The 25935-nt window shown below is 63.7% G+C and carries 28 protein-coding genes and 1 tRNA gene; 11 read left to right on the plus strand and 18 right to left on the minus strand.

Annotation, left to right across the window (positions count from 1 at the left end; genetic code table 11):
* Positions 1–40: 40 nt before the first annotated feature.
* From DYI37_RS02785 to DYI37_RS02795, 3 genes are all read right to left on the minus strand, one after another.
* Complete coding sequence (locus DYI37_RS02785) at positions 41–430, minus strand: hypothetical protein (RefSeq protein WP_116681639.1); 390 nt, start codon at positions 428–430, stop codon at positions 41–43.
* The gene (gene sufB / locus DYI37_RS02790) at positions 430–1962 is read right to left on the minus strand and encodes a Fe-S cluster assembly protein SufB (RefSeq protein ID WP_116681640.1); all 1533 of its coding nucleotides are present in this window, start codon (positions 1960–1962) and stop codon (positions 430–432) included. Before sufB ends, DYI37_RS02785 begins: the two co-directional genes overlap by 1 nt.
* A 257-nt stretch (positions 1963–2219) precedes the next feature.
* Positions 2220–3410, minus strand: coding sequence for a cysteine desulfurase family protein (locus DYI37_RS02795; RefSeq protein ID WP_116681641.1), 1191 nt, complete (start codon positions 3408–3410; stop codon positions 2220–2222).
* Between the two features lie 197 nt (positions 3411–3607).
* Between DYI37_RS02795 and DYI37_RS02800 the strand changes: the two genes are divergently transcribed.
* A complete protein-coding gene (locus DYI37_RS02800; protein WP_116681642.1) occupies positions 3608–4282 on the plus strand; it encodes an alpha/beta hydrolase in 675 nt (224 codons plus the stop codon).
* A 43-nt stretch (positions 4283–4325) separates the two neighbouring features.
* Positions 4326–4784 (plus strand): GNAT family N-acetyltransferase, encoded by a 459-nt coding sequence (locus DYI37_RS02805; protein WP_116681643.1) that lies wholly within the window; start codon positions 4326–4328, stop codon positions 4782–4784.
* Here the strand turns inward: DYI37_RS02805 and DYI37_RS02810 are convergent.
* Positions 4771–5973, minus strand: a complete 1203-nt coding sequence (locus DYI37_RS02810) for an anhydro-N-acetylmuramic acid kinase (RefSeq protein ID WP_342634928.1) — start codon at positions 5971–5973, stop codon at positions 4771–4773. The genes DYI37_RS02805 and DYI37_RS02810 overlap by 14 nt on opposite strands.
* Positions 5974–6058: 85 nt before the next feature.
* Between DYI37_RS02810 and tyrS the strand changes: the two genes are divergently transcribed.
* Together tyrS and bcp are read left to right on the plus strand one after the other, a co-directional pair.
* Positions 6059–7309, plus strand: coding sequence for a tyrosine--tRNA ligase (tyrS, locus tag DYI37_RS02815; RefSeq protein WP_116681645.1), 1251 nt, complete (start codon positions 6059–6061; stop codon positions 7307–7309).
* Between the two features lie 28 nt (positions 7310–7337).
* Positions 7338–7814 (plus strand): thioredoxin-dependent thiol peroxidase, encoded by a 477-nt coding sequence (gene bcp / locus DYI37_RS02820; RefSeq protein ID WP_116681646.1) that lies wholly within the window; start codon positions 7338–7340, stop codon positions 7812–7814.
* Positions 7815–7975: 161 nt separating this feature from the next.
* On the opposite strand, the gene DYI37_RS20520 is transcribed toward bcp, so the two are convergent.
* Positions 7976–8335: a hypothetical protein gene (locus tag DYI37_RS20520; protein ID WP_425365015.1), complete on the minus strand. Its 360-nt coding sequence runs from the start codon at positions 8333–8335 to the stop codon at positions 7976–7978.
* A gap of 193 nt (positions 8336–8528) precedes the next feature.
* Here DYI37_RS20520 and DYI37_RS02830 point away from each other — a divergent pair.
* Positions 8529–8603, plus strand: a tRNA-Asn gene (locus tag DYI37_RS02830).
* A gap of 331 nt (positions 8604–8934) precedes the next feature.
* Positions 8935–10413: a cryptochrome/photolyase family protein gene (locus tag DYI37_RS02835; RefSeq protein WP_116681647.1), complete on the plus strand. Its 1479-nt coding sequence runs from the start codon at positions 8935–8937 to the stop codon at positions 10411–10413.
* Between the two features lie 237 nt (positions 10414–10650).
* Here the strand turns inward: DYI37_RS02835 and DYI37_RS19870 are convergent, their stop codons facing one another.
* The 11 genes from DYI37_RS19870 to DYI37_RS02890 form a co-directional block, all read right to left on the minus strand.
* Complete coding sequence (locus DYI37_RS19870; RefSeq protein WP_158555064.1) at positions 10651–10812, minus strand: hypothetical protein; 162 nt, start codon at positions 10810–10812, stop codon at positions 10651–10653.
* Positions 10812–12074 carry an amidase family protein gene (locus DYI37_RS02840; RefSeq protein ID WP_116681648.1) on the minus strand — a complete coding sequence of 421 codons (1263 nt, stop codon included), beginning with the start codon at positions 12072–12074 and terminating at the stop codon, positions 10812–10814. Before DYI37_RS02840 ends, DYI37_RS19870 begins: the two co-directional genes overlap by 1 nt.
* Before the next feature lie 15 nt (positions 12075–12089).
* The gene (locus DYI37_RS02845) at positions 12090–13508 is read right to left on the minus strand and encodes a TRAP transporter large permease (RefSeq protein ID WP_116681649.1); all 1419 of its coding nucleotides are present in this window, start codon (positions 13506–13508) and stop codon (positions 12090–12092) included.
* Positions 13505–14089 carry a TRAP transporter small permease subunit gene (locus DYI37_RS02850; protein ID WP_116681650.1) on the minus strand — a complete coding sequence of 195 codons (585 nt, stop codon included), beginning with the start codon at positions 14087–14089 and terminating at the stop codon, positions 13505–13507. The genes DYI37_RS02845 and DYI37_RS02850 overlap by 4 nt, the downstream gene beginning before the upstream one ends.
* A 322-nt stretch (positions 14090–14411) precedes the next feature.
* Positions 14412–15545 (minus strand): TRAP transporter substrate-binding protein, encoded by a 1134-nt coding sequence (locus DYI37_RS02855; protein WP_425365022.1) that lies wholly within the window; start codon positions 15543–15545, stop codon positions 14412–14414.
* Positions 15546–16273: 728 nt separating this feature from the next.
* Entirely contained in the window at positions 16274–16510 is a 237-nt protein-coding gene (locus tag DYI37_RS02865) for a hypothetical protein (RefSeq protein ID WP_116681653.1), read from the minus strand.
* A gap of 283 nt (positions 16511–16793) precedes the next feature.
* On the minus strand, positions 16794–17108 hold the full coding sequence (locus DYI37_RS02870; RefSeq protein ID WP_425365016.1) for a chorismate mutase: 315 nt from the start codon (positions 17106–17108) through the stop codon (positions 16794–16796).
* Between the two features lie 11 nt (positions 17109–17119).
* Positions 17120–18601, minus strand: coding sequence for an Asp-tRNA(Asn)/Glu-tRNA(Gln) amidotransferase subunit GatA (gene gatA, locus DYI37_RS02875; protein ID WP_116681655.1), 1482 nt, complete (start codon positions 18599–18601; stop codon positions 17120–17122).
* On the minus strand, positions 18598–19068 hold the full coding sequence (locus DYI37_RS02880; RefSeq protein ID WP_116681656.1) for a GNAT family N-acetyltransferase: 471 nt from the start codon (positions 19066–19068) through the stop codon (positions 18598–18600). The genes gatA and DYI37_RS02880 overlap by 4 nt, the downstream gene beginning before the upstream one ends.
* Positions 19069–19073: 5 nt before the next feature.
* Positions 19074–19361 carry an Asp-tRNA(Asn)/Glu-tRNA(Gln) amidotransferase subunit GatC gene (gene gatC / locus DYI37_RS02885; protein WP_116681657.1) on the minus strand — a complete coding sequence of 96 codons (288 nt, stop codon included), beginning with the start codon at positions 19359–19361 and terminating at the stop codon, positions 19074–19076.
* Between the two features lie 134 nt (positions 19362–19495).
* Entirely contained in the window at positions 19496–20197 is a 702-nt protein-coding gene (locus DYI37_RS02890; RefSeq protein ID WP_116681658.1) for a metal-dependent hydrolase, read from the minus strand.
* A gap of 178 nt (positions 20198–20375) precedes the next feature.
* Here DYI37_RS02890 and ruvX point away from each other — a divergent pair, with 178 nt between their 5' ends.
* Positions 20376–20858, plus strand: a complete 483-nt coding sequence (gene ruvX, locus DYI37_RS02895) for a Holliday junction resolvase RuvX (protein WP_116681659.1) — start codon at positions 20376–20378, stop codon at positions 20856–20858.
* Positions 20859–20891: 33 nt separating this feature from the next.
* Here ruvX and DYI37_RS02900 read toward each other — a convergent pair whose 3' ends face one another.
* Both DYI37_RS02900 and DYI37_RS02905 read right to left on the minus strand, forming a co-directional pair.
* Positions 20892–21206 carry a DUF6105 family protein gene (locus DYI37_RS02900; protein ID WP_116681660.1) on the minus strand — a complete coding sequence of 105 codons (315 nt, stop codon included), beginning with the start codon at positions 21204–21206 and terminating at the stop codon, positions 20892–20894.
* 2 nt (positions 21207–21208) lie between these two features.
* The gene (locus DYI37_RS02905) at positions 21209–21754 is read right to left on the minus strand and encodes a hypothetical protein (protein ID WP_116681661.1); all 546 of its coding nucleotides are present in this window, start codon (positions 21752–21754) and stop codon (positions 21209–21211) included.
* 143 nt (positions 21755–21897) lie between these two features.
* Here DYI37_RS02905 and DYI37_RS02910 point away from each other — a divergent pair, with 143 nt between their 5' ends.
* The 4 genes from DYI37_RS02910 to dprA are packed head-to-tail and all read left to right on the plus strand — an operon-like array spanning position 21898 to position 25930.
* A complete protein-coding gene (locus tag DYI37_RS02910) occupies positions 21898–22848 on the plus strand; it encodes an aspartate carbamoyltransferase catalytic subunit (protein WP_116681662.1) in 951 nt (316 codons plus the stop codon).
* A 38-nt stretch (positions 22849–22886) separates the two neighbouring features.
* Positions 22887–24185, plus strand: coding sequence for a dihydroorotase (locus DYI37_RS02915; RefSeq protein WP_116681826.1), 1299 nt, complete (start codon positions 22887–22889; stop codon positions 24183–24185).
* A gap of 9 nt (positions 24186–24194) precedes the next feature.
* Positions 24195–24797, plus strand: a complete 603-nt coding sequence (gene plsY / locus DYI37_RS02920) for a glycerol-3-phosphate 1-O-acyltransferase PlsY (protein WP_116681663.1) — start codon at positions 24195–24197, stop codon at positions 24795–24797.
* A gap of 11 nt (positions 24798–24808) precedes the next feature.
* Complete coding sequence (gene dprA / locus DYI37_RS02925; protein WP_116681664.1) at positions 24809–25930, plus strand: DNA-processing protein DprA; 1122 nt, start codon at positions 24809–24811, stop codon at positions 25928–25930.
* Positions 25931–25935 lie beyond the last annotated feature (5 nt).

The following is a 25935-nucleotide window of genomic DNA, read 5'->3' on the forward strand; positions in this document are numbered from 1 at the left end:
GGTCGGGTGGCGCTCCCGCGTGGATGCGGAAGGCTGCGAATTATTGGACGATCCCAAGCAGGCGGAGTTCCTCGATCCGGTCCTCGAACCGCTCGACCATCTGAGGGGCAAGCTCTTCGAACCGCTGAGCCGCCTCGGCGGGATTCGAGAACACTTCCTCTTCGACCGATCCTGTCCGGTCGCCCAGATAGTTGTTGATCGTCACCGCGTTGCGGTCCTCTTCCGGCACGAGTTCCAGCGCGGTGAAACTCGACGAGCGCAGGCGCAGGATCGGGCTCTCCTCGTCCGATACGACTTCGAGGCCATGGGTGTTCGTGCCGTGAAGCGTCTTGTCCAGCGAGGACTTGGCTTTCTGGATTTCCAGGCGCAACTGGTTGAGGAAGGCGGCGCGTTCGACGTCGCCCTCCTCCTTTGGGTTCGAGGCCGACATCAACCGACGCTCCCCTCCAGCGAGATCCCGATCAGCTTCTGGGCCTCGACCGCGAACTCCATGGGCAGCTGCTGGATGACGTCCTTGACGAAGCCGTTGACGATCAGGGCCACGGCCTCCTCCTCGGGGATACCACGCTGCATGCAGTAGAACAGCTGGTCCTCGGAGATCTTCGACGTCGTCGCCTCGTGCTCGAACTGCGCGGTGGCATTCTTCGATTCGATGTAGGGCACGGTGTGCGCGCCGCACTCCTCACCGATCAGCAGCGAGTCGCACTGGGTGAAGTTGCGCGTGTTCGTCGCCTTGCGATGGGAGGAGACGAGCCCGCGATAGGTGTTGTTCGACTGGCCCGCCGAGATGCCCTTGGAGATGATGCGGCTCGACGTGTTCTTGCCGAGATGGATCATCTTCGTCCCGGAGTCGATCTGCTGGCGGCCGTTCGAGACGGCGATCGAGTAAAACTCGCCGCGCGAATTGTCGCCGCGCAGAATGCAGGACGGATACTTCCAGGTAATCGCCGAACCGGTCTCGACCTGGGTCCACGAGATCCGCGAATTGTCGCCCCGGCAGTCGCCGCGCTTGGTGACGAAGTTGTAGATGCCGCCCTTGCCGTCCTTGTCGCCCGGATACCAGTTCTGGACCGTGGAATACTTGATCTCCGCGCCTTCGAGCGCGACCAGTTCGACGACCGCCGCATGAAGCTGGTTCTCGTCGCGCTGGGGCGCCGTGCAGCCCTCAAGATAGGAGACGTATGCCCCTTCGTCGGCAATGATCAGCGTGCGCTCGAACTGACCGGTGTTCCGCTCGTTGATGCGGAAATAGGTCGACAGTTCCATCGGGCAGCGGACACCCTTCGGCACATAGACGAAGGAGCCGTCGGTGAAGACTGCCGAGTTCATGGTCGCGAAATAGTTGTCCGAGACCGGCACGACCGAGCCGAGATATTTCTGGATCAGTTCGGGATGCTCGCGGATAGCCTCCGAGATCGGCATGAAGATCACGCCGGCCTTCTGCAGCTCCTTCTTGAAGGTCGTCGCGACGGAGACCGAATCGAAGACCGCATCCACGGCCACGCGCGGCCTGCCGTCCTGGCCCGCCGGCGGCGTGCCGGAGTCGTCGTCGAACTCGCTCGGCTCGTCCGGCTTGCGCACGCCGGCGAGGATTTCCTGCTCCTTCAGCGGAATGCCCAGCTTTTCGTAGGTGCGCAGGATCTCCGGATCGACTTCGTCGAGCGAGGCCGGGCCCGACATGGATTTCGGCGCCGCGTAGTAGTGGATGTCCTGGAAATCGATCGGCGGATAGTCGAGACGCGCCCAGTCCGGGCTCTCCATCGTCTTCCACCGCTCGAACGCCTTGAGGCGCCAGTCGAGCATCCATTCGGGCTCGTTCTTCTTGGTCGAGATCAGCTTGATGATGTCTTCGTTGAGCCCCTTGGGCGCAACATCCATCTCGATCAACGTCTCGAAACCATACTTGTACTGGTCGACGTCGATCTTCGCGACGCTGTCGATCGTTTCCTGAACGGCCGGCATATCAATCTCCATACTCTCCGGGGTCAAAACCCGGGGACGGTCATAACGCAGTCGCGGCGTTCACCGCCCCGGCCGCGTTCACTTCTCTTTCAAACTCGGTGCATGCCCTGGTCCGGCAGATCGCAAGACCCACCGGCTTCATGCTCGTTTCCCGTGCCCATACCGGATCGCTCCAGTTCGGTATATGGACGAGATAGGAACGATGGCCTGCGTGTTTGAGGGCCACCATTCGCAAAACATAATGCGAAACGTCACGTCTATGCGGCGCGCTCCGCATATCCGCCTTCGCCGCCCACGCGCAATGCGAGACGGGTATATTCCGTTGCAAAGCGCATGAGCTCCGCCTCGCTCGTCTCGAAGCCGAAACTGACGCGCAATGCGCCGTCTGCGGCATCGACGTCGAGACCGGCACGAACCATCGCTTCCACGACGTGACTGCGCCCCACTTTTCCCGAGGAGCAGGCCGAACCCGCCGAGACCGCGATCCCCGCAAGATCGATCGCGATCTGCGCGGTCTCGCTCTTCAGCCCCGGAGTCAGATAGGCGCTGGTATTCGGCAGGCGGCGCGCACCGTCTCCGAGCACTTTCGTGCGCGGCGATGCCTCGGTGACCGCCGCATCGAGCGCGTCGCGTAGCCGCACCATGCGTCCGTCGTCATTGCGCAGATCGAACAGACAGCCCCGCGCAGCCGCGCCGAAGCCCGCGATCTCGGCGACGGCTTCGGTGCCCGAGCGGCGCCCCTTTTCCTGTCCGCCGCCGCGAATCAGCGGGTAGGGCCGCGTCGACGTCGATTTCAGGACGATCGCGCCGATCCCCTTCGGCCCGCCCAGCTTGTGCGCGGAGAGGATCATCGCATCGGCCGGGACCCTCGCGAAGTCGAGGGGAATGCGCCCCGCGCACTGAGCCGCATCGACGACGAGGGTGACGTTCCGTCCCTCGATCTGCCTCGCGATCTGTTCGATGTCCTGAAGCGTCCCCGTCTCGGAATTGGCGAGATCGACGGCGAGAAGGCCGCGCCGCCCGCCCAATCCATCGATCCAGTCCGCGAGACTTTCCGGATCGAGAACGCCGTTTGCATCGACCCGAAGCCGCGTCACCTCGCCGGCATCGAAACGGCCGCCTTCCAGAAACGCGGCATGATCGGTCTCGAGCACCGCGAGCGCCCCGTGATCCACGCTGCTGCCTGAGACGAGCCAGGCGGACGACAAGGCCATGTTCGCCGATTCGCTGGCGCCGCTCGTAAACGTGACTTCACCGGGATTTGCCCCGACGAGATCGGCCACGGACCGCCTCGCATCCTCCACCAGCGCCCTCGCCTCGCGGCCTTCCCGGTGCACGGAAGAGGGATTGGCTGCGGACAATGCCGCGACGAGCGCCTCTCTCGCCTCGGCCCGCAATGGAGCCGACGCGTTGTAATCAAGGTAGATCCGAGACGGCGAGACGGCCATGCACTCCCTGTCGGTACTGCGTATCCGCCTCTTCGAACACGCAAATTTCTTGATCTGAAAGTCTGTAACAGACTAGATGGACCGAAACCATCATTCAGTTTGGAATTCTTCTAAACTGAAGAGTATGAAGCCGGATGCTTCGCGTCAAGACGCGTGAGACGTGTTCGCCTCGTTCGAGACATTGGAAACGGAACCCTATGCCGGAAGTCATTTTCACCGGACCCGCCGGACGCCTCGAAGGGCGCTATCAGCCGGCGAAGGAAAAGAACGCGCCGATCGCCATCGTTCTTCATCCGCATCCGCGTTTCGGCGGGACGATGAACAACCAGATCGTCTACCAGCTCTTCTATATGTTCGTGGAACGCGGCTTCACGACGCTGCGCTTCAACTTCCGTGGCATCGGCCGGAGCCAGGGCGAGTTCGATCACGGCTCGGGCGAATTGTCCGATGCCGCCGCCGCGCTCGACTGGATCCAGAGCATCCACCCCGATTCGAAGGAGACCTGGGTCGCCGGCTACTCCTTCGGCGCCTGGATCGGCATGCAGCTTCTGATGCGCCGTCCCGAGATCGAGGGGTTCTTTTCCGTCGCTCCGCAACCCAATACCTACGACTTCGCCTTCCTCGCCCCCTGCCCCTCGTCCGGCCTCATCATTCACGGCGAGAAGGACCGGGTCGCACCGCCGAAGGACGTTCAGGTCCTCGTCGACAAGCTGAAGAGCCAGAAGGGCATCGTCATCACCCAGAAGACGATGGAAGGGGCGAACCACTTCTTCACCGACCAGACCGACGCCCTGATCGGCCATTGTTCCGAATATCTCGATCAGCGCCTCGCAGGCGAGCTCTCGGACCCGAAGCTGAAGCGCCTTCGGTGACGCTTATGCGCTTCGCGACGAGCGAAGCGGAGACGAAGGCGCGATCGCGGATCTGGTTCGCCTCGCATTCGAGGATGTCGCCTACAGCGATGGCACCGAGCCGGCGATCGTCGATCGCCTGCGCGCGGACGGGATGCTCGCGCTCTCCATTCTCGCCGAGAGCGGTGGATCCATCCTCGGCCATGTGGCCTTCTCGGCCGTGACGATTGAGGATGCGGCGGGTCCGTGGTTCGGGCTCGGCCCGATTTCGGTGCATCCGGACCGTCAGAGGGAAGGCATTGGTTCCGAGCTGGTCGCAAGCGGGCTCGATCGGCTCCGGGCCTCGGGCGCCGCCGGATGCGCGCTCGTCGGCGACCCGGCCAATTTTGCAAGTTTCGGCTTCCTCAGCGATGGACGGCTGACTTATCCGGGGATCGATCCGAGCTATGTCCAACGGATCGTCTTCTACGGCGACGCTCCCGAAGGCCGGCTGACCTTCGCGGCGGCGTTCACGCCGGCCTGACACTCGCGCTTCGTTCCACGCCCGCATCGGGCCGGGAAATTACGCCGCCGCTCACCGCTTCCCGGCAACCGGTCGTCGTCGGAAAGGTCAGCGGCAATCCACGCATCGCGCGCACGGCAAGATAGGCCCAGGCCTCGGCCTCCATCGCATCCCCGTCGAATCCGCAATCCTCCGCCAGCGCCACATTGGCCTCTTCGCCGACGGCATCGGCGAGATCGGCGAGGATCGAGGGATGGCGCCGCCCGCCTCCGGCGACGATCCAAAGTCGCGGCTCCCGCGGCATGTGTTCGCGTGCCCGCGCAATCCCAACCGCCGTCACATGGCATAGCGTCCGCGCCACGTCGGAAAGCTCTCCCGCATCACCGTCGGGTACGGGAAAATCGAATTTGTCCAAGGACTTCGGCAGGCTTTTGGAGAAGAAGGTCGAATCCAGATAGCGCGCGGCGAGATCCTCGATCACCGCGCCCTCGCCCGCGATCCGGCCATTCTGATCGAAGGGAATACCAGCCTCGCGCTGGAGCCACTGGTCGAGCAGCGCATTGCCCGGACCGCAATCGAAAGCGATCGGATCGGCCTCGCCATCGATATAGGTGACGTTCGAAATGCCGCCGATATTGACGAAGACCACGGGACGCATGTCGAATTCGGGCGGCAGGTTGGCGGCCAGGGCACGATGATAGGCCGGCACCAGAGGCGCGCCCTGCCCGCCCGCTTCCATGTCCCGGGCCCGCATGTCCCAGACGACCGGCAGGCCGAGCCTGCGGGCGAGCCCCACGCCATCACCGATCTGCACCGTCAGGGCATCACTCGGCCTGTGCAGAATGGTCTGGCCGTGAAACCCGACGCATGCGATCTCTCCGGGCTTCACGGAAATCTCCGACAGGAACCGTTCGACGACCTCCCCATGGCGCTCCGTGAGCATGGTCTCGATTTCGGCAAGATTTTGGGGCCGGGCCATGCGGTCCGCCAGGGTCTTGCCGAGTTCGAGCGCCTGTTCGAGCCGGGCCTTGGAGGCATGATCGTAGGGATAGGTCCGCGAAGGGCCTCGCTTCACCTCGCCCTCGCCATCGGTCTCGATCAAAGCGACGTCGATGCCGTCGAGCGATGTACCACTCATCAGGCCGATCGCGTATCGCCGGTCCCGATCGTCTATCTTCCGTCCAGTCAAAATCCACTCCGCCTCTGGCAATCAGCCGCAAGGCTGGTAAACGAGCCTTCATCAAACGACACCCGGAGGCAAGTCGGGTGGGAAAAGACAGCAAGGGTTCAGGACCATGAGCGGGTTCCGGTCGGATTTCCTTCACACGCTGAGCGAGCGTGGCTTCATCCATCAGACATCGGACGACAAGCGTCTCGACGATCTGTTCCGCACCGAGACCGTCACCGGCTATATCGGTTTCGACCCGACGGCCAAGAGCCTGCATGTCGGCTCGCTGATGCAGATCATGATGCTCCACTGGATGCAGAAGACCGGCCACCGGCCGATCGCGCTCATGGGCGGCGGCACCGGCATGATCGGCGATCCCTCGTTCAAGGACGAGGCGCGCAAGCTCAACACACTGGAGACGATCGAGGAGAACCTTGCCGGCATCCGGCGCGGCTTCGAGAACTACATCTCCCTCGGAGACGGGCCGAACGACGGCATGATGGTCAACAATGCCGATTGGTTGCTGGACATCAATTACGTGGCGTTCCTGCGCGATGTCGGCCGGCACTTCTCGGTCAACCGGATGCTGTCCTTCGATTCGGTGAAGCTGCGGCTCGACCGCGAGCAGTCCCTGTCCTTCCTCGAATTCAACTACATGATCCTGCAGGCCTACGATTATGTCGAACTCCACAAGCGCTACGGCTGCCGGCTGCAGATGGGCGGCTCGGACCAGTGGGGCAATATCGTCAACGGCATCGATCTCGGCCGCCGCATGGAGGGAGCCGAACTCTTCGCACTCACCTCTCCTCTGCTGACGACGGCCTCCGGCGCGAAGATGGGCAAGACCGCCGATGGCGCGATATGGCTCAACCCGGACATGAAGAGCCCCTACGAATTCTGGCAGTTCTGGCGCAACACCGAGGATGCGGACGTCGAACGCTTCCTCAAGCTCTACACCACCCTGCCGATGGGTGAGATCGCGCGGCTCGCGGCCTTGGACGGTTCGGAGATCAACGATGCCAAGAAGGTGCTCGCGACCGAGGTGACTGCAATGCTCCACGGCCGCGCCACGGCCGAGGAGGCCGCCGAGACGGCACGCCAGACCTTCGAAGAAGGGATCGCCGTGGATACGCTGCCGACGATCACCATGCCGGAGGCGGAACTTCAGGCCGGAACGGGCATTCTCTCCATCCTCGTAACGGCAGGTCTGGCCGGCTCGAACGGCGAAGCGCGCCGCCACATCAAGGGCGGCGCCGTTCGGGTCAACGACGTGGCCGTGACCGACGAACGCCTGGCGCTCGACGGGAGCTTCCTGCGAGACGGCTCCATCAAGCTGTCCGTCGGACGCAAGAAGCATACGCTCGTGAAGCCGGTCTGACGGCTTCGAAACACAAGGAAGGAACGACATGTCGTTGACCGAAGGCTCCGCTCTTCCGGATTTTTCGCTGCCCGATGAGAGCGGCACACCCGTCTCGCTCGCCGACCTCAAGGGATCGCCCTTCGTTCTCTACTTCTATCCGAAGGACGACACGTCGGGCTGCACCTCCGAGGCCGTCGCCTTCACGGCGATGAAGAGCGAATTCGACGCGATCGGCGTCGCCGTTCTCGGCATCTCGCCGGATCCCGTGAAGAAGCACGTGAAGTTCAAGGAGAAGCACGATCTCGACGTCCGGCTGCTCTCGGACGAGGAGAAGACGTTTCTCGAGGCTTGCGGCGTCTGGGTCGAAAAGTCGATGTACGGAAAGACCTATATGGGCGTCGAGCGCACGACCGTTCTCGTCGACGACAAAGGGACCGTTGCCCGCCTCTGGCCGAAGGTGAAGGTGCCCGGCCACGCCGAGGCAGTGCTCAGCGCGGCCAGGGAACTGACCGGCAAGGGTTGAGGGGCGGCTTCCGCCCACCGAAATGCTCTCTGCATAATCGAATGGCAGGCGGTCGCAGATCGCCTGCCATTTTTCGTCGTCATCCAGTCAGAGCGCCCGCTCCGAAAACAAGACCGCCGCGACGAACCCGTCGCTCCTTGGCGCCGGTGGTGGGAGCTTCGTCACGCCGGATGACGCCGCTGTTGCCAGCGCCTGTAGCGACGCATGGTCCACACCTCAGATCGCCGTCGCAGGCGCCGCACACGCGGCAGGTCGATCGACAGGACCACCAGACCCAGCGGGATCATCCACAGCCCGAAGACGGGCAGGATGGCGAGGCATCCGCCGAGGATCAGAAGAATGCCCACGGTCATCCGCATCCACCGGTTTCCCGGCAGTTTGAACTTTCGCCCGAAGAGGTTGATGGTGTTCGACCTGCGTTGCAACGTCTCTTCCGAGCGTCTCGTGGGCGGCGGGGTGAGCGATTGGCGTTCGTAGGCGTGGATGTCTTCGGTTGGGATCGGCCGGGATCGGCGGTTCATGATCATTGTCGGTTCTCATCTGTCTGACCCTAGCAACGCTCAAAGGCGAGAAGAGTTCGCCATAGCCCTGCTCCGAAGCTTTTTCTGTCCTCTCCCGATTTTTTCCGCCCCGAACGCTTGGCAAATCGCCCAGCCGTTTGCTATAGGCTCGCTCAACGCAGACATCGTTGCCAAGCGCGACGACGCGGAGCGTTCCCCGGTAGCTCAGTGGTAGAGCACTCGACTGTTAATCGATCGGTCGCTGGTTCGAATCCGGCCCGGGGAGCCATTTTTTTCCAAAAAGATCGACCGTTTCCCGCCCCGAGAGCGCGTATTCCGTATCTACGGTAACAGCCTGAACTCCTAAGCGAGAATCGTGGTGAATTCGAACTCATCAAGGCGAATGCCGAGTTCCTGCAGGGGTATGTCCAGAGTTCGATTGCGCCTGAAACGCAGTTCAATAACTATCCAAGTCGTGACGCCAATCGAGTGTGACCCGCTTCGGCCGACTGACCTGCGCCCCCACCCATCACGACGATCGAACGCGCGACCGCTTCCTTCCCGAGCCTTCCGGCACAGATAGCCAGATCGAAACTGGTATAACGATCGGACGGCAGAGCATGGCACGCGAGACGGCACCCAAAAGCGAGAGTGCGCAAAAAGACGACGGCCCCATTGTCGTCTGGCTGCGGAACGATCTGCGGCTCGACGACAATCCGGCTCTCGCGCTCGCGGCAGAGACGGACAGGCCCGTGATCCCCCTCGTGGTTCTGGACGAGGAGTCGGACGGCATTCGGCCCCTCGGCGGGGCCCATAAGTGGTGGTTGCATCATTCGCTGGAAGCCTTCGCCCACTCGCTTCGCGGCAAGGGATCCGAGCTCACGCTGCGCCGTGGCAAATCGGCCAACGAGGTCGTCGACGTCGTGAAGCAGACCGGCGCCACCGCCCTGTTCTTCAACCGGCGCTACGACGAGGCCTCGCGGGCGATCGACGACGAGGTGGAGGCGCAGCTCGGGGAGGATGTCTCCGTCGAACGGTTCACGGCGAATCTCCTGCACGACCCCGAAGCCGTGGAGACGACCTCCGGCGGCTACTACAAGGTCTATACGCCCTTCTGGCGCAAGATCTCCGAACCGGGGCCGCGCGATCCCATGGACGCACCCAACGGACTCAAGCAGCCATCGAACTTTCCGAAGTCGGACGAGCTTGCCGACTGGAACCTGCTTCCGACGAAACCGGACTGGTCGGGCGGCTTCGATGCCATGTGGACGCCCGGGGAAAAGGCGGCACAAAAGCGGTTCAAGACGTTCTGCGACGACCTTCTCGAAGACTACCACAATGGCCGCGAACGCCCCTTCGCGGACGAGACGTCGCGCATGTCGCCGCATCTACGCTGGGGGGAAATTTCTCCCTACCGGCTCTGGCATACGGCGCGCACCTATGCCGATCGGCGCAAGACCATTCCGGACGAGGCCATCAAGACGTTTCTTCAGGAACTCGTCTGGCGGGATTTCAACTATCACCTCCTCTTCCATTTCGGCGCGCTCGCAGAGAAGAACTTCAACGATCGGTTCGACGGCTTCTCCTGGCGTTCCTCGAAATCGGAACTGAAGGCCTGGCAGAAGGGCGCGACCGGATATCCGATCGTCGATGCCGGAATGCGCCAGCTCTGGGAGACCGGCTGGATGCACAACCGCGTGCGCATGATCGTCGGCTCGTTCCTCACCCGCGATCTCCTCATCGACTGGCGGGAGGGCGAGCGCTGGTTCTGGGACACGCTGGTGGACGGGGACATCGCTTCGAACACCGCACAATGGCAGTGGATCGGCGGCGCCGGCGCGGACGCCCAACCCTTCTTCAGGATCTTCAATCCGATCACCCAGAGCCAGCGTTTCGACAAGGGGGGCGACTATATCCGCCGCTTCGTTCCCGAACTGAAGGATATGCCGGACAAGCACATCCATGCCCCATGGGAAGCGGGCGACGACGTTCTCGAGAAGGCCGGAGTGAAACTCGGCGAGACTTACCCCAAACCGATGGTCGATCACGGCAAGGCACGCGAGCGTGCGCTCTCGGCCTATGACGAAGTGAAGGGCTGAGCTTGCGATAGGAGAGCCGGCGGCCCTCCGACCGGGATGTCGGCCAGCTTGATGAGGAATGTCGGAGGGCGAGCATCGAAGGACATTCGAGACCCCGCGCCCGGATCTCGATCGGTCAACTGCCGCCTGAGGGCGATTTCCCCAACACCGGAATGGGCAACGCCGCACGATGGTGCGAGGCATTCGAGAATGCCTCGCCTGCGTTTCGACCCGTTCCGAGCGCGATTGCGAGAGGCGTCAGCGCGGCGTCCTGTGAAAGAGAAGGTCGTATCCCGCGAGCACAACCGTAATGGCCAGCACAACCCCGAGATCGAGCCGCGGGACATAGCGGATCAGGAACGACAGATAGAAGCAGAGAATGGCGAAGGCGACGATCGCCAGAATCTTCTCGAGGCTCATCATTCGTCTCCGTTCAATGTCGTCGTCAGCCAGGCGGCTGTTTGGAACAGGCGGGCATCCTCGCCGCGTCTGGCGATCAGCATCACGCCCAGGGGCATGCCGTCCGGCGACTGGAGCAGCGGAAGCGTGAGGACCGGAAGCCCGAGAAAGGCTGCGAGAACCTCCGCCGGCGCCGTTGCCGGCTCTCCCTCGATCGGGCCGAGCATGGCCGCCAGCGTGCAGCGCTCGAACATCTCGTTCATCCCGGAGCGCAGGACGGGAATCCAGTCGAGCGCGCGCAGGTAATCGACGCCGCCGATCGCCTCGCCTTCCGATATCCATCGGCCGATATCGGCGGGCAGGCGGTCACCGAACCGGCGCTTGAACGGCTTCAGGCATTTGGCGCCCTCGACCCTGACGATCCGCTCACTCTGCGCCGAGGCTTCTTCGAAGAGCGCAGGTGTATCCGTCGCGAAGGCCTTGTCACCGAGCACGGCGACGAGTTCGTCCACCGCTGCACGCGCCGTCGCGCGGCTGTCGTTCAGGAACCCGATGACCGGCGGCATCCTCGGCGGGCTTTCGATCGCCGAGCCGAGCTTCGGGCTCGGGCGCGGTTCGCTTGCCGCATCGGCCGCGTCATAGCCGGTCAGGGCATCCGTCAGATAGGCGAGCCCGGAGAGTTCGCGCGCGAGGAGAGTGACGTTGTCGAGGCTCGGCGATATGTCGAGCACCCCGCTCTTCGGCACGAGGCCGACGCTCGGACGATAGGCGACGGCTCCCGCCTTCGATGCCGCCCGGAGCACCTCGCCTCTGGCATCGATCGAGAGCCCGAGCGGGAACGCTCCGGCACCGACAATCTCGGGCGCGGCGTCCTCGCCCTCCCCGATCCGAAGTGTCGGGATCGCCGATTTGGCGAAGAGCTGGGCGCCATCGGCGCGCAGGCGGGCAACCGCCGTCGCGTCACGCTCGCTGAGTGCGCCCTCGAGCGCTTCGAGACCGCGCGACATGGGAACGCGCGCCATGTCGAAGCTGTCGTCCACGAGGACGGGCACCCCGTGCAGGGCGCCGAGCGGGCGGCCCTGCTTGCGGTAGTTGTCGCGGCTGAGCGCCACCCGTCGCGCGAAGTCCTCGTCCATCCAGGCAAGGCCCGGGCGATCCGACCGATAGGGCCGAACCCGGGAGATCACCTCCTCGCAGATCTCGGACGCTCTCAGGCTGCCTGCCGCAAGCCGCTCCCTTCGAATGAGGAAGGGCAGATCCAGATTGCCGGTCACCGTCACCATCGCTGCGTTCTGTCCTCAGCGTCCGTAGAAGTATTCGGGCAGGAAGAAGACCGATTGCGGGACGACATAGACCACGATCATGGCAATGAAGACCATTGCGAGGAACGGGAGGATGCCCTTGAAGATATCGGTCAGCTTCACCGAGGGAGGCGCGATGCCCTTCAGATAGTAGGCCGACATCGCCATGGGCGGGGTGAGGAAGGAGGTCTGGAGGTTGAGGGCGACGAGGACACCGAAGAACAACGGATCGATGTCGAAGATCGCGAGAAGCGGCAGGAAGATCGGCACGAAGATGATGATAATCTCCGACCATTCGAGCGGCCAGCCGAGCAGGAAGATGATCAGCTGGGCGAGGATCAGGAACTGCAGCGGCGTGATGTCGAGGCTCTGGACGAACTCGGAGATGATGTGTTCGCCGCCGAGATAGGAGAACACGGCCGAGAAGGTGTAGGAGCCGACGAAGAGCCAGCAGACCATCGCCGTCGTGCGGACGGTCAGATAGACCGACTCCCTCAGGCGCTGGAAGGTCAGGGCGCGATAGGCGACGGCGAGAAGCAGGCCGCCGAGCGCACCGATCGCGGCCGCTTCCGTCGGCGTCGCGTAGCCGCCGAGGATCGAACCGAGCACCGCCAGAATGAGGAAGGCGAGCGGCAGGAAGGACGTGACGATCATCCAAAGGAGCTTGCCCATGGGCACGTCCGGCACCTCCTCCTTGGTCGGACGCGGGGCGACCGAAGGCTGAAGGATGGAGCGCGTGACCACATAGACGATGTAGAGGGCGACCAGGATGAGACCGGGGATCATCGCTCCCGCATAGAGCTGCACGATCGAGACACCCGAGGCCGCCGCATAGACGATCAGCATGATCGAGGGCGGGATCAGGATGCCGAGCGTTCCGCCAGCGCAGATGATGCCGGCTGCGAAGGAGGGATCGTAACGGGCCTTCAGCATCGCCGGCAGCGCGAGGAGGCCCATCAGCGTCACGACGGCGCCGACGATACCGGTCGCCGTCGCGAAGAGCGCGCAGGTCACGAGCGCCGCGACGCCCATGGATCCAGGAATGTTCTTCGAGGCGATGTTGAGGGTGGAGAAGAGACGATCGACGATGTTCGCACGTTCGACGACGTAGCCCATGAAGAGGAACAGGGGCACTGCTGTCAGCACCTCGTTCGCCATCACGGTATAGGTCTGGTTCACGAACAGATCGAAGATCCGGTTGTTCATGAAGCCTTCGAACCAGAGCGACCAGCTATCCCAGCTGGAGGCGGTCTCGTCGAGACGCTCGAAGGCGCGCCACATGCGCGAGCCGTCGAAATAGGCGTAGTAGCCGAAGCCGATGCCCATGGCCATGAGTGTGAAGGCGATCGGGAAGCCGAGAAACACCAGGACGATGAACAGGGCCAGCATCGTCAGGGCAAGCTGCGGGTCGGTCATGGATGCGAATCGCCTTCGACTTTCGATGCCTCGTTGAGAATGGCATCCTCGGTTTCCTGAACGTCCTCTTCCGGCCGGGTCCAGTATCCGTCGCGGATGCACTGGATCGCGCGGCACATCTCCGCGAGCCCCTGAACGAAGAGGAGAATGCCTGCGGCGATAAGAACCGCCTTGAACTGGAAGATCGGGATGCCGGCGGGGCTGTTGACGCTGACTTCGCCGTATCGCCAGGATCGCTCGGAATATTTCCAACCGGCGAAGATGAGCGCCGTGACGCCGGGGAAGAAGAAGAAGATGTAGAGGACGAAGTCGACCGCGGCCTGGGTGCGCTCGCTCCAGAGGCGATAGAGAAAGTCGCCGCGCACATGGCCGGATCGCGAGAGCGTGTAGGCACCGCCCATCATGAACAGCGTACCGTACATGATGTAGGAAATGTCGTAGGCCCACGGCGTCGGCGCGTTGAGCAGGTAGCGCACGACCACCTCGTAGCTCGTTCCGAACGTCATCAGGATGATGAGCCAAGCGAACGCCTTGCCGAAGGCGGCGGAGAGCGCATCGGCAAATCGAATGAATGCCAGCATGGGGAACGTTCCGTTGGAGACAGGGTCCGGACGAGGAAGCAGGCAGGTCCGCCTGCCCTTCCGGGCTCGGGATCGAGGCATCGCGCAGAACAAGGATCCGGCACGCGATGCCTCAGCTTCTTGGAATGGGTGCCTGCGGACCAGCGAATGGAAACCGGCGATACAGCGATGCCATTGAGACCTGCGCCAGGCTCGAAAGACAGCGACGTCTCATCCTGCAGGAACTTGCCGCCGGCGCCGCGAGACCTTTCCCATCAGGCTCCGCCGGGCTTAAGGGCCCGGCGACGCACTTTCGACGAGAGGAGCCATGCCTCGGCCGTCATCAGCCCTGCTGGGGCAGCTTTCCGGGGAAGAAGAACTCGTAGGCCTGCCGGTAGCTCGGCGTGTTGACGAGCTCGTAATAGGTGACGCGTTCCACGAACTGCCGCTGGCTGTCCAGGATCTCCTTCATGAAGGCATCCTTTTCCAGCTCCACGATCATCTCCTTCCAGGCCTCCAGCTGGGCCTGCAGGATGTCGGACGGCGTCTCGCGGATGTTCACGCCATCCTCGTCACGCAGCTTGGCGAGATCGGCGGAGTAGTTGTCGAGGGCGTAGTTGGTGTTCTTCGTCGAGGCAGCCTCGACCGAATATTCCACGATCGCCCGCAGGTCGTCGTCGAGATCCTCCAGGAAGTCCTGGTTGAACAGGAATTCGAAGGCCTCGGACGCCTGGTGATAGGAGCCGAGATAGTAGTTCAGCGCCACGTCCTGCGCGCCGAAGCGACGGTCGGAGGACGGGTTGTTGAACTCGAAGGCATCGATGACGCCGCGCTCCATGGCCGGGACGATTTCGCCGCCCGGAAGCTGCGTCACGCTCATTCCCATCGACTGCATCAGATCGGCCGCCAGACCGACGGTGCGGTATTTCAGGCCACTGATCTGGGAGACGTTCTCGATCGGCTTGGTGAACCATCCGAAGGGCTGGGGCGGCATCGGGAAGCCGAGAAGCCCGACGATGTTGAGCCCCATCTGATCCTGCGTGAGGCGACGATAGAATTCGCGGCCGCCGCCTTCGTAGAACCAGGCCAGCATCGTGGTCGGGTTACCGCCGAAGACCGGACCGGTTCCGAACAGGGATGCAGCCTTGTTCTTGCCGTACCAGTAGGCCGAAACCGAATGAGCGGCATCGAGAACGCCGTCGGAGACGGCGTCGACCACCTGGAAGGCGCCGACGACGGCACCGGCCGGAAGCAGGTCGATCTTCAGTCGCCCACCGGACATCGCTTCGACGCGGTCAGCATATTGCTGCGCCATGACCTGCCAGATATCGGATGCCGGCCACGAGGTCTGCATCTTGATGGTAAGGGGTGCCTGCGCGAGCACGGCCGGCGCGGCGAGCGTCGAAGCTGCGAGCGCGGAGCCTCCGATCACGCCCTTCTTCAGGAACGAGCGCCGATCCACGGCCTTCTTTTCGATATCTGTCATTTCTTCCTCCCACTTGTTGCGACGGAGAACACGTCTCCCGAACGTGCATCGACCCGGCCCCCTTCCCGATAGCCCGACAGGCGCGAACGCCCGGGCGGGACGCCCGGGAGTGACTGCCGTCAGGCATGGAAGCGTTTTTACCATGAGTCGACAGCGAGCCTCCCAAACCGCCGTCAAGATGAAGCCTAGGACAGGTTCCACGACGGAGCAAGCCCGCTCGAAGGCCTCGCTCGCCGACCGATACCCCCATCTATCTCAGGTAGATGTTCGGAGCGCGGATAGGTCGTCATTGCCTCATTTCGGGGCTTTTTCGACCGAGAAGGATCGAGGATCCGAGCCGGATTCCGTTCGATCCGACGCCGGATGGCGGCGCGAATCAAAGATGAGCAGGCAAGCGCTCCGCATTCAATGCGAATGCTATGATCGAACATGGAGAGCGACTCGATCTCGACGACGACGCGAGGAAGCCGACGCTCGCTCAAGGAGGTACAGTGGTCGACCGGCAGCCCAAATCGCGCTCGCCGCATCCGGCGGACGGATCGCTTGCCGAATCGACCGAGGCGCGAAGCGGTCGAACGACGTTCCCTCCCCGCCACGTCGCTGGGCTTCGCGGGCTTGTTCGCACGGGTTTCATTCGGATGTCGTAGATCCGAGTGCCCGTTCGGCGTGGATCGAACGCCGAACGGGACATCTACGATGACCGTCAGGTCGCAGAAGGATCAGTTGGACAGGCCCCGTTTGATCTCGGCGCGTTCCTCTTCGATCGTCCCGAAATTCTTCGGGCGATTGGCGCGGTTGTACCAGTAGTTCGCATTGGTCTGATCGCCCTCGATCCGGTGGAGATGGGCATGGATCCATGCCGCCTCTCGCGAGCAGTCCGCCTGGACGATCTCGTGCGCCTTGTCCCAGTCTCCGGCTTCGATCGCCTCGATTGCCGTCGTCAGTCTCGTTTCCATAGCCGTTCCTCCCGTTTCGAATTCGAAGGAAGGCGGCGGAACAGATAAGGCTTACACCCTCGATGCCGGGCAATTCGCCCCGATGCCTCGACGATTTGCAAACCGAACGGCCGCCTTCTTCAGAAAATGTCGTGGAGGCGTTCGCCAATTCAAGCGAGCGAAGACCGAAACCTGATGAAAGGGATGTGACCGGCTCTGCCGGACATCGTCTCCCGAGTGCCCAATAGCCCGGCAGTCGGAGCGCCGGGAGAGGCTTTTCTTCTGCGAACCTTCGGTTCCCGTCTCAGCGCTCGCCCGGCTTCAGGATCGCTTCCTCGGTCGCGATCGCATGGGCGACGAGCCTCTGCCAGAACTCGCCGAAGAGATCCGGGTCGAGGCCGCGTTCCTGCGCCCGCCTCTGCGCGTTGGCCACCACTTCCCGAACCCGCTCAGGAACGTCGGCCGGAATTCCGGCAGGCTCCTTGATGGCGGCGGCCCGGCGGATATAGCCCATGCGCTCGGCGAAGAGATCGAAGAGCTGCGCGTCGACGCGGTCGATCTCTGCGCGCAGTTCGGACATGGACCGGCAGTCTTCCGGCGTGCGTCGATCCTCGCTCACCTCGATCGCTCCTACCACCACCGCGCCGGGGCGAAGCTTCCGGCGGCCTTCTCGATCACCGAACCTGCGGCGAAGAGAGTCTCCTCGTCGAAGGGACGACCGATCAGTTGGAGGCCGAGAGGAAGTCCTTCGCCCGATAGCCCGGCCGGCACCGCAAGTCCGGGCAGTCCCGCCATGTTCACGGTGACCGTGAAGACGTCGTTGAGGTACATCTTGACCGGATCGGAGTTCATCTCCTGATCTCCGATCGCGAAGGCCGCCGACGGCGTCGCCGGGGTCAGCAAGGCGTCGATGCCGTCCGCATAGACGGTTTCGAAGTCACGCTTGATCAGCGTGCGCACCTTCTGCGCCTGAAGATAGTAGGCGTCGTAATAACCGGCCGAAAGCACATAGGTGCCGATCATGATCCGGCGCTTGACCTCGCGCCCGAAACCCTCGGCCCGCGTGTTCTCGTACATCTCGGCCAGATTGCCGCCCGGCACCCGCAATCCGTACCTGACGCCGTCATATCGCGCGAGATTGGACGAGGCTTCCGCCGGGGCGACGATGTAATAGGCCGGCAGGGCGTATTTCGTATGGGGAAGCGATACGTCGACGATTTCGGCGCCCGCATCGCGCAGCCATTCGATGCCCTGCTGCCAGAGCGTCTCGATCTCGGCGGGCATGCCGTCCATCCGGTATTCCTTCGGAATGCCGATTCGCAGACCCTTGACCGAGCGCCCGACGGAGGCTTCGTAGTCCGGAACCTCCCGGTCGACCGAGGTGGTGTCCCTCGCATCGGTGGAAGCCATCGATTTCAAGAGGATCGCACAGTCTCGCACATCACGGGCGATCGGTCCGGCCTGATCGAGGGAGGAGGCGAATGCCGCGATACCCCAGCGCGAGCAGCGCCCATATGTGGGCTTGATTCCGACCGTGCCCGTCAGGGCGGCCGGCTGGCGGATGGAGCCGCCGGTATCGGTCGCCGTCGCCCCGGCGCAGAGGCGCGCTGCAACGGCCGCAGCCGACCCGCCGGAAGAACCACCGGGAACCCGGTCCTCGTGCGATCCCGTCGCGCGCCAGGGGCTCTTCACGGGTCCGTAATGGGAGGTCTCGTTCGACGAGCCCATGGCGAACTCGTCCATGTTCAGCTTGCCGAGCATCACGGCGCCATCGGCCCAGAGATTGGCCGTGACGGCGGATTCGTAGCGCGGCTTGAAGCCGTCGAGGATGTGGCTGGCCGCCTGGGTGTGAACGCCTTCGGTCGCGAAGAGATCCTTGATGCCGAGCGGAATGCCTTCCAGTGCCCCGGCATTTCCGTCGGCGATCCTCGCATCGGACGCCTTGGCCATCTCGCGCGCCTTGTCCGGCGTCACCGCCACATAGGCGTTGAGTGACGAATTGGCGGCTTCGATCGCTCCGATATAGGCTTCGGTCAGTTCGACGGCGCTGATCTGCTTCGTCGTCAGCTTTTCGCGCGCCTGAGCGATGGTGAGGCCGGTGAGATCGGTCATGCTGAAAGGGTCTTTTCGTAAAAGCGGCTGTGCGGGGATGCGGGATAATCGAGAACCGGCCCGCACTCGCGAAAGCCGATGCGTTCGTAAAGGGTCCGGGCGGGTCCGTAATCCTCGTGGGATCCGGTTTCGAGGACGATTCGGGAGAGGCCCGTCGCTTCCGCGCGTTTCAGGATCGCGCGAAGGATACGCTGGGCAAGCCCACGCTTCCGGAACTCGGGCTCGGTGAACATGCGCTTGACCTCGCCGAGCCCGTTGCCGTGGTCCTTCAGGGTCCCCATGGCAACGGCCTCACCGCTTCGCGCACGGCACACGAACACGGTCACATCGGCGCGGGTCATTTCGTCGAAATCGAGCCCGAAGTTGTATTCAGGCGGCGCGAGCGAGGTCAGCGCATCGTCGAGCTTGATCGCGAGTTCGCGAACATCGTCGCCCAAAAAGCGCTCTGCTCGGATGGCGTAGGGCATGGAGCTTACTCCACCACCTTCGGAACCAGAAAGAAGTTGTCTTCGGTCAGCGGGGCGTTGGCGACGATGTCGCTGGCGCGATCGCCCTCCGTCACGCCGTCCACGCGCTTCTTCATCTCCATGGGGGTCACCGAAGTCATCGGCTCGACCCCCGAGACGTCCACTTCGGAAAGCTGCTCGACGAAGCCGAGAATGGCGTTCAACTCGTTCTGCATGGCCGGAACGTCGTCTTCGGTAACGGCGATGCGCGCGAGCCTTGCCACGCGGCGGACGGTGTCGGCGTCGACGGACATGCCTTGCCTTCCCTCTGTTCGATATCGTCTCGGGTTGTCGCAGGGAGCTATACCCACGCACCGGGACAGGTGCAACGGCGGTGCGGGATCGCAGATCCGCACCGCCGTCGTGCATCTTTTTGCCTGGCGGACGATCAGACTTCGAACGGCTCCCCGATCTTGGGGTTCTTCACCTTCGCGCTCTCGCCTTCCATGGCTTCGACGAATCGATCCGGGTTCTCGTCGAGGATCGGCAGCGTGCCGTAATGGACCGGGATCACGGTGTCGAAGTTGAAATAACGGCGACATGCGATGGCCGCGACAGCGCCGCCCATTGTCAGACGGTCGCCGACCGGAACGATCCCGATCTTCGGCTGATGGAGCTCCTCGATCAGCGCCATGTCGCCGAAGATATCCGTATCGCCCATGTGATAGACGGTCGGGCCATTATCGAAGTGGAGGACGATACCGTTCGGCTGGCCGAGATAGGTGACCGTGCCGTCCTCCTCCACGTGCCCGGAGGAGTGGAAGGCCTGGGTCAGCGTGACGGTGAAGTCGTCGAACTTCGCGGTTCCGCCCGTGTTGACCGGCTGGCTGTTCTCGACGCCCTTGTTGCCGAGCCACTGGGCGAGTTCGAAGGTGGCGACCACCTGGGCGCCAGTGCGCTTGGCGATCTCCACCGTGTCACCGACATGGTCGAAATGCCCGTGAGTCAGCACGATATGCGTCACGCCTTCGGTCGCCGCCTTCGCGTCCCCCTCGAAATGCGGATTGTCGCTGATGAACGGGTCGAGAAGGATGACGGATTTCTCCGTCTCGATCTTGAATGCCGAATGGCCGAAATAGGTGATCTTCATCGAATGTTGTCCCTTCCGAAACGCTGAAAGTGCGCCGCATTCCCACCGACTGGCTCGGGAACCGGGCTTGCAGCGCTAACTGCGGGCGACTAGCGATCGGTCAAGACTTGAGGCCGGCGCGTCGCAAAAACGCGCCGCCGCGTTCCTGCCGACCCGCAACCATTCCAGGGGAGCGACCATGCCGATCGTCACACTCGAAGACTGCGATGACATCCTGAATTCCGGACGCCCCCTCGCGGGCCTCGACCTCGGTACGAAGACGATCGGGATCGCCGTCTCGGATCGCTCCTTCGCCTTCGCCAATCCGAGACCCGTCCTCAAACGCAAGAAATTCACCGAAGACGCGGTCCGGCTGAAGGCGATGCTCGACGCCGAAGATGTGAGCGCGATCGTCCTCGGCCTGCCCCTCAACATGGACGGGAGCGCGGGTCCGCGGGCGCAGGCGACACGCGCCTTCGCACGGTCCTACGGCGCGATCGATGAACGCCCGATCGTGCTCTGGGACGAGAGATTGTCGACCGTTGCGGCCGAACGCAATCTTCTGGAAGTCGACATGTCGCGAAGGAAGCGTGCCGAACGCATCGATTCGGCCGCGGCCGCCGTCATCCTGCAGGGCGCCCTCGACCGGATCGAGGCGATCAGGGCCCGGGCGCAGGACTGAGCCGGCCTTCCGCGCCGTAGACCTGTTCTGGCGTCAGACGCCGGCCTCTCTGCGCGAGAGGGCGATCGCACGGCGTGCGGCCATCCGCGCCTTGAGATAGGCGGAAATCGTCTTGCGGCGCCGGAAGGCGATGATCGCCAGAATGATGAGGCTGTCGACGACCGTCGCCTTGGCGATGAGCCAGGCCACCTCGTCCGCCGTCAGGCCAAGGACTGCCTCGTAGACCGCAAAGGAACGGTCGAACACGTCTCGAGAGAAGAAGACGAGCCCGAGATCGGCTCTCGCCGCGAAGAACCAGGACCAGAAGATGCCGAGGGGCAGGACCCAGAACAGAAAGAACTTGCGCATCCTCAGTAATCTCCCCGTTCGTCAAACTGGCGATGGGCACGGCCCTCGTGGCGGGCCTGGGCCCGTTCGAGCTCGGCCATCACCTGCGCGAATGCCTCGTCGCTCTCGCTCTCGTCGGCCGTCATGGCGTGGTCGAAGAGAAGCGCACCGAAGGTCGCGGCGAGCGCGAAGCAGAACGCCGTGCCGGAGCCGAAGAGCGGAGCCACCTCAGATCCGGCAACCGTGGCAGAGAGCCAGAATGCGAACAGCGCGGCGAGCGCGCCCATCGCCGCTCTCTCGCCCGCAATCGATGCGGACCGGAACTGGGAATTCAGGCGGATGACGGCGCCCATCAGGACGATCGCAAGGGCGATCAGAAGCACGGCATAGACTTCGGCGGACGAGGCCGAGACACCGAGCGCGTCGCCCTGGCGGACGAGTTCGAGAATGCCGTTCATGCGGTCCTGCAGGGCACCGAAGAGCTGGGCTTCGGCCAGCAGTCTGAATGCACCGACGATGAGAAATGTCGTCCATGCGCAGAGGCAGACTGTCGAGGCGGTGCGCGGCATGTCGGATCTCCCGTCGTCGATGGTTAGCGAAGCGTTAACGGGAGTTCTGCGGCTCGGGATGCATGGCACGCAAGCGCTACCTCCTGTTAACCTTAACGGCGCCGCTTGCCACTTCGGTTCCCCTCGCCTAATGACGCCGTCTCATGAGCATCTTCGAACGCGCTTCCGATCGCCGACATCTGCTCGGCATCAACGGGCTGAAACCCCATGAGATCGTCGATCTTCTCGACAGGGCGGAAAATGCGGTCGCCGTCAGCCGGCGCCCGGACAAGAAGAACTCGGTTCTGAAGGGCCGAACGCAGATCAATCTCTTTTTCGAAGCATCCACCCGCACGCAGGCGAGCTTCGAGATCGCCGGCAAGCGGCTCGGCGCCGACGTGATGAACATGTCGGTCGCCAATTCGTCCGTGAAGAAAGGCGAGACGCTCATCGACACGGCGATGACGCTGAACGCCATGCAGCCGGACATCCTGATCGTGCGCCACCATTCCGCCGGTGCCGTCGCTCTTCTGTCCCAGAAGGTCGCCTGCTCGGTGGTGAATGCCGGAGACGGACAGCACGAGCATCCCACCCAGGCCCTTCTCGACGCACTGACCATCCGCCGGCACAAGGGTCCGGACTTCCATCAGTTGACGGTCGTCATCTGCGGTGACGTCCTGCATTCCCGTGTCGCGCGCTCCAACATCCTGCTTCTCAACGCACTCGGCGCGCGCGTACGCGTCGTCGCTCCCTCGACGCTGCTTCCACGCGGGATCGAACAGATGGGCGTCGAAATCGTGCACGACATGCGCGCCGGCCTGAAAGATGCGGACGTGGTGATGATGCTGCGGCTTCAGCGCGAGCGCATGGAAGGTGCATTCGTGCCTTCGGTGCGCGAATATTTCCGGTATTTCGGGCTCGATGCCGAGAAGCTGAGACACGCCAGGCCCGATGCTCTCGTGATGCATCCCGGCCCGATGAACCGGGGCGTCGAAATCGCCTCCGACGTGGCGGACGGCCCGCAAAGCGTCATCGAGGAACAGGTCGAAATGGGCGTCGCGGTGCGCATGGCCGTCATTGAATCCCTGATCGGCTGGCCGGGAGACAACCGATGACCGGCGCTTCGAGACCCTTCGCCGACGATCCCCGGTCCATGCGTCCGGTCCTGGTCGAGGGCGCCCGCATCGTCGATCCCTCGCGCGGGCTCGACGCGACCGGCAGCCTCCTTGCCAAAGACGGCCGGATCGTCGCCTGCGGGTCCGAGGTTTCGGGCCAGGGCGCGCCGGAAGGCACGGATCGCATCGACGGATCCGGGCTGACGCTGATGCCGGGGCTCGTCGATGCGCGTGTCTTCATCGGTGAGCCCGGCGGTGAGCATCTGGAGACGATCCGAACGGCCTCGCTCGCGGCCGCATCCGGCGGCGTCACCTCGATCGTCACCATGCCGGACACGAATCCGGTGATCGACGATGTGGCGATCGCCGAGTTCGTTATGCGCACCGCGCGCGAGACGGCCGTCGTCAACGTCTTTCCTTCGGCCGCGATGACCAAGGGTCTCGCGGGCGGCGAGATGACCGAGATCGGTCTTCTGAAGGATGCGGGCGTCTGTGCCTTCACCGACGGTCGGAACTCGATCGCAGATCCCGCCCTTCTGCGGCGCATCATGACCTATGCGAAGGATTTCGACGCGCTCGTGATGCATTCGACGCAGGATGCTCGGCTGACCGGACGCGGCGTGATGAACGAGGGGCTTTTCGCCTCGTGGCTGGGTCTTCCGGGTGCACCCGCCGAAGCCGAGATCATTCCGCTGGAGCGCGACCTGCGCCTCGCCGCCCTGACCGGCGGCCGCTACCATGCAGCCGAGCTTTCGCTTGCCGAATCGGCCGAGGTTCTGCGCACGGCCAAGCGCCGCGGATCGAATGTCAGCGGCGGGGTCTCGATCAACCATCTCTCCCTCAACGAGAACGATATCGGCGAATATCGCACCTATTTCCGCCTTTCGCCGCCGCTTCGCGGCGAGGACGACCGCAGGGGACTGATCGCGGCCATCGCGGACGGGACGATCGACGTCGTCCATTCGGCCCATGATCCGCACGATGCCGACGGAAAGCGCAGGCCCTTCACCGAGGCCGACAGCGGCGCGATCGGCCTCGAGACACTGCTTTCGGCGGCCCTGCGCCTCCACCATTCCGGCGATCTGCCGCTGCTGCGCCTGATCGAGACCATGACGTCTGCCCCGGCCCGTCTTCTCGGGCTCGACCGCGGCACGCTCAAACCCGACCGTCCGGCCGACTTCATCCTCGTCGATCTCGACGAGCCCTTCCTCTTCGATGAAACCATGATCCGCTCGAAGTCCAAGAACACGGTCTTCGAAAACGCTCGCTTCCAGGGCCGGGTCATGCAAACCTTCGTCGGCGGACGGAAGGTTCACGACGCTCGAGCTGGGAGCTGAGACGGCAAGATGGAAGCAACCGCCGACCCGGTTCTCTGGGCCGCAGCCGCGCTCTTCGGCTATCTGTCCGGATCGATCCCTTACGGGCTTCTGTTCGCCAGGCTCTTCGGCCTCGGCGACATCCGAAAGATCGGTTCGGGCAATATCGGTGCGACCAACGCCCTTCGTACCGGCAACAAGACGATGGCCTTCCTGACGCTCCTCTGCGACGTCCTGAAAGCGACCCTCCCCGTTCTCGTCTTCATGCCCTTCGGCATTCTTCCCGCGGCGATCGCGGGCCTTTCGGCATTCGTCGGCCATTGCTATCCGGTCTGGCTCCGCTTTCGCGGAGGCAAGGGCGTTGCGACCTATATCGGCGTCCTCTTCGGCCTGTCCCTGTGGCTCGCCCTCATCTTCGCCGTGGCCTGGCTCGCGACCGCCTTCGCTAGCCGCTATTCGTCACTCGCAGCGCTCGTCGCGACCCTCGCCGTTCCGATATCAGCCCTCCTTTTGGGCCTGCCGGTCGTCGCCGCGGTCACGGCGGCGATGACGCTCATCGTCTTCTGGCGCCACCGCGCCAACATCCAGCGCCTGAAAGCCGGGACCGAAGGCCGGATCGGGGCGAAGAAGTGAGCTCACCGGTCATGCGCCGGAAGGGCGTGCCCTTCACGCATGAGATGAAGCTCTCCTGGCTGCGCCTCTGGCGCAGCGAGAATGTCGGCCCGGTCAGCTTCCGCCAGCTGATCAACCGATACGGGACCGCCGAGGCCGCGCTCGATGCCCTGCCGCACCTCGCCGAACGGGGCGGACGCCGGATCGAGGTGGCGGAATTGAGCCAGATCGAGGCCGAGATGGCGCGGGCCGAGCGACTGGGCGCCGTCTTTACCTGCATGGGCGAGCCCGGCTTCCCAAGCCTTCTCGCCGGCAACACCCAGGCACCGCCGGTGATCGCGACCATGGGCGATCTCTCCGTCCTCGAACGTCCGGCCATCGCCATCGTCGGCGCGCGCAACGCCTCGCTGTCCGGCATCAAGCTCACGAAGCGCTTCGCAGCCGAAATCGGTGCGGCCGGCTACGTCGTGGTCTCGGGCCTTGCACGCGGGATCGACGCCGCCGCGCACGAAGCCTCGATCTCAACAGGGACGGTGGGGGTCTTCGCCGGGGGCCTCGACAAGCCCTATCCCCCGGAGAACAAGCCGCTGATGCGCCGGATCGTCGACGAAGGCGGATGCCTTCTCTCGGCCCGACCCTTCGGCTGGGAGCCGAGAGCGAAGGACTTTCCACGGCGCAACCGCATCGTCGCGACGCTCGGCCTCGGCCTTCTCGTGGTGGAAGCTGCGCAACGCTCGGGATCGCTCATCTCCGCGCGCATCGCAAACGAGATCGGGCGCCTCGTCTTCGCCGTTCCAGGCTCCCCTCTCGACCCGCGCGCCGGCGGCAGCAACGGGCTCCTTAAGGACGGGGCGATCCTCGTCACCGAAACGGCCGATCTTCTCGATGCCATGCGTCCGCTCGACGACCGGATGTCGCAGGCGAGATCCGATGTTCCGATCGAGGAACCGGAGACCGAAATGCCGATGGACGAACCGGCGGGCGACGAGCGGCACCGCATCCAGGAAGCGCTCGGACCGACGCCGGTCTCGATCGACGATATCGTGGATCACACCGGCGCCTCCCACGGATCGGTGCAGCTCGTCCTGATCGAACTCGACCTTGCCGGACGTCTCGAACGTCACGGGGACGGAAGCGTCTCTCTTCTCCTCTGACCGTC

It is taken from the genome of Fulvimarina endophytica, assembly GCF_003403015.1.
GTDB classification, from domain to species: domain Bacteria; phylum Pseudomonadota; class Alphaproteobacteria; order Rhizobiales; family Rhizobiaceae; genus Fulvimarina; species Fulvimarina endophytica.

Excerpts from the sequence above, each read along its gene's own strand:
- DYI37_RS02800 (WP_116681642.1), top strand. The coding sequence starts at position 3,608 with ATGCCGGAAGTCATTTTCACCGGACCCGCCGGACGCCTCGAAGGGCGC.
- DYI37_RS02880 (WP_116681656.1), bottom strand. The coding sequence starts at position 19,068 with ATGCCCTACGCCATCCGAGCAGAGCGCTTTTTGGGCGACGATGTTCGC.
- DYI37_RS02905 (WP_116681661.1), bottom strand. The coding sequence starts at position 21,754 with ATGCCGCGCACCGCCTCGACAGTCTGCCTCTGCGCATGGACGACATTT.
- DYI37_RS02845 (WP_116681649.1), bottom strand. The coding sequence starts at position 13,508 with ATGACCGACCCGCAGCTTGCCCTGACGATGCTGGCCCTGTTCATCGTC.
- DYI37_RS02865 (WP_116681653.1), bottom strand. The coding sequence starts at position 16,510 with ATGGAAACGAGACTGACGACGGCAATCGAGGCGATCGAAGCCGGAGAC.
- gatA (WP_116681655.1), bottom strand. The coding sequence starts at position 18,601 with ATGACCGATCTCACCGGCCTCACCATCGCTCAGGCGCGCGAAAAGCTG.
- DYI37_RS20520 (WP_425365015.1), bottom strand. The coding sequence starts at position 8,335 with ATGAACCGCCGATCCCGGCCGATCCCAACCGAAGACATCCACGCCTAC.
- tyrS (WP_116681645.1), top strand. The coding sequence starts at position 6,059 with ATGAGCGGGTTCCGGTCGGATTTCCTTCACACGCTGAGCGAGCGTGGC.
- bcp (WP_116681646.1), top strand. The coding sequence starts at position 7,338 with ATGTCGTTGACCGAAGGCTCCGCTCTTCCGGATTTTTCGCTGCCCGAT.
- DYI37_RS02850 (WP_116681650.1), bottom strand. The coding sequence starts at position 14,089 with ATGCTGGCATTCATTCGATTTGCCGATGCGCTCTCCGCCGCCTTCGGC.
- sufB (WP_116681640.1), bottom strand. The coding sequence starts at position 1,962 with ATGCCGGCCGTTCAGGAAACGATCGACAGCGTCGCGAAGATCGACGTC.
- ruvX (WP_116681659.1), top strand. The coding sequence starts at position 20,376 with ATGCCGATCGTCACACTCGAAGACTGCGATGACATCCTGAATTCCGGA.
- plsY (WP_116681663.1), top strand. The coding sequence starts at position 24,195 with ATGGAAGCAACCGCCGACCCGGTTCTCTGGGCCGCAGCCGCGCTCTTC.
- dprA (WP_116681664.1), top strand. The coding sequence starts at position 24,809 with ATGCGCCGGAAGGGCGTGCCCTTCACGCATGAGATGAAGCTCTCCTGG.
- DYI37_RS02910 (WP_116681662.1), top strand. The coding sequence starts at position 21,898 with ATGAGCATCTTCGAACGCGCTTCCGATCGCCGACATCTGCTCGGCATC.
- DYI37_RS02915 (WP_116681826.1), top strand. The coding sequence starts at position 22,887 with ATGCGTCCGGTCCTGGTCGAGGGCGCCCGCATCGTCGATCCCTCGCGC.
- DYI37_RS02890 (WP_116681658.1), bottom strand. The coding sequence starts at position 20,197 with ATGAAGATCACCTATTTCGGCCATTCGGCATTCAAGATCGAGACGGAG.
- DYI37_RS02900 (WP_116681660.1), bottom strand. The coding sequence starts at position 21,206 with ATGCGCAAGTTCTTTCTGTTCTGGGTCCTGCCCCTCGGCATCTTCTGG.
- DYI37_RS02835 (WP_116681647.1), top strand. The coding sequence starts at position 8,935 with ATGGCACGCGAGACGGCACCCAAAAGCGAGAGTGCGCAAAAAGACGAC.
- gatC (WP_116681657.1), bottom strand. The coding sequence starts at position 19,361 with ATGTCCGTCGACGCCGACACCGTCCGCCGCGTGGCAAGGCTCGCGCGC.
- DYI37_RS02795 (WP_116681641.1), bottom strand. The coding sequence starts at position 3,410 with ATGGCCGTCTCGCCGTCTCGGATCTACCTTGATTACAACGCGTCGGCT.
- DYI37_RS02840 (WP_116681648.1), bottom strand. The coding sequence starts at position 12,074 with ATGGTGACGGTGACCGGCAATCTGGATCTGCCCTTCCTCATTCGAAGG.
- DYI37_RS19870 (WP_158555064.1), bottom strand. The coding sequence starts at position 10,812 with ATGAGCCTCGAGAAGATTCTGGCGATCGTCGCCTTCGCCATTCTCTGC.
- DYI37_RS02785 (WP_116681639.1), bottom strand. The coding sequence starts at position 430 with ATGTCGGCCTCGAACCCAAAGGAGGAGGGCGACGTCGAACGCGCCGCC.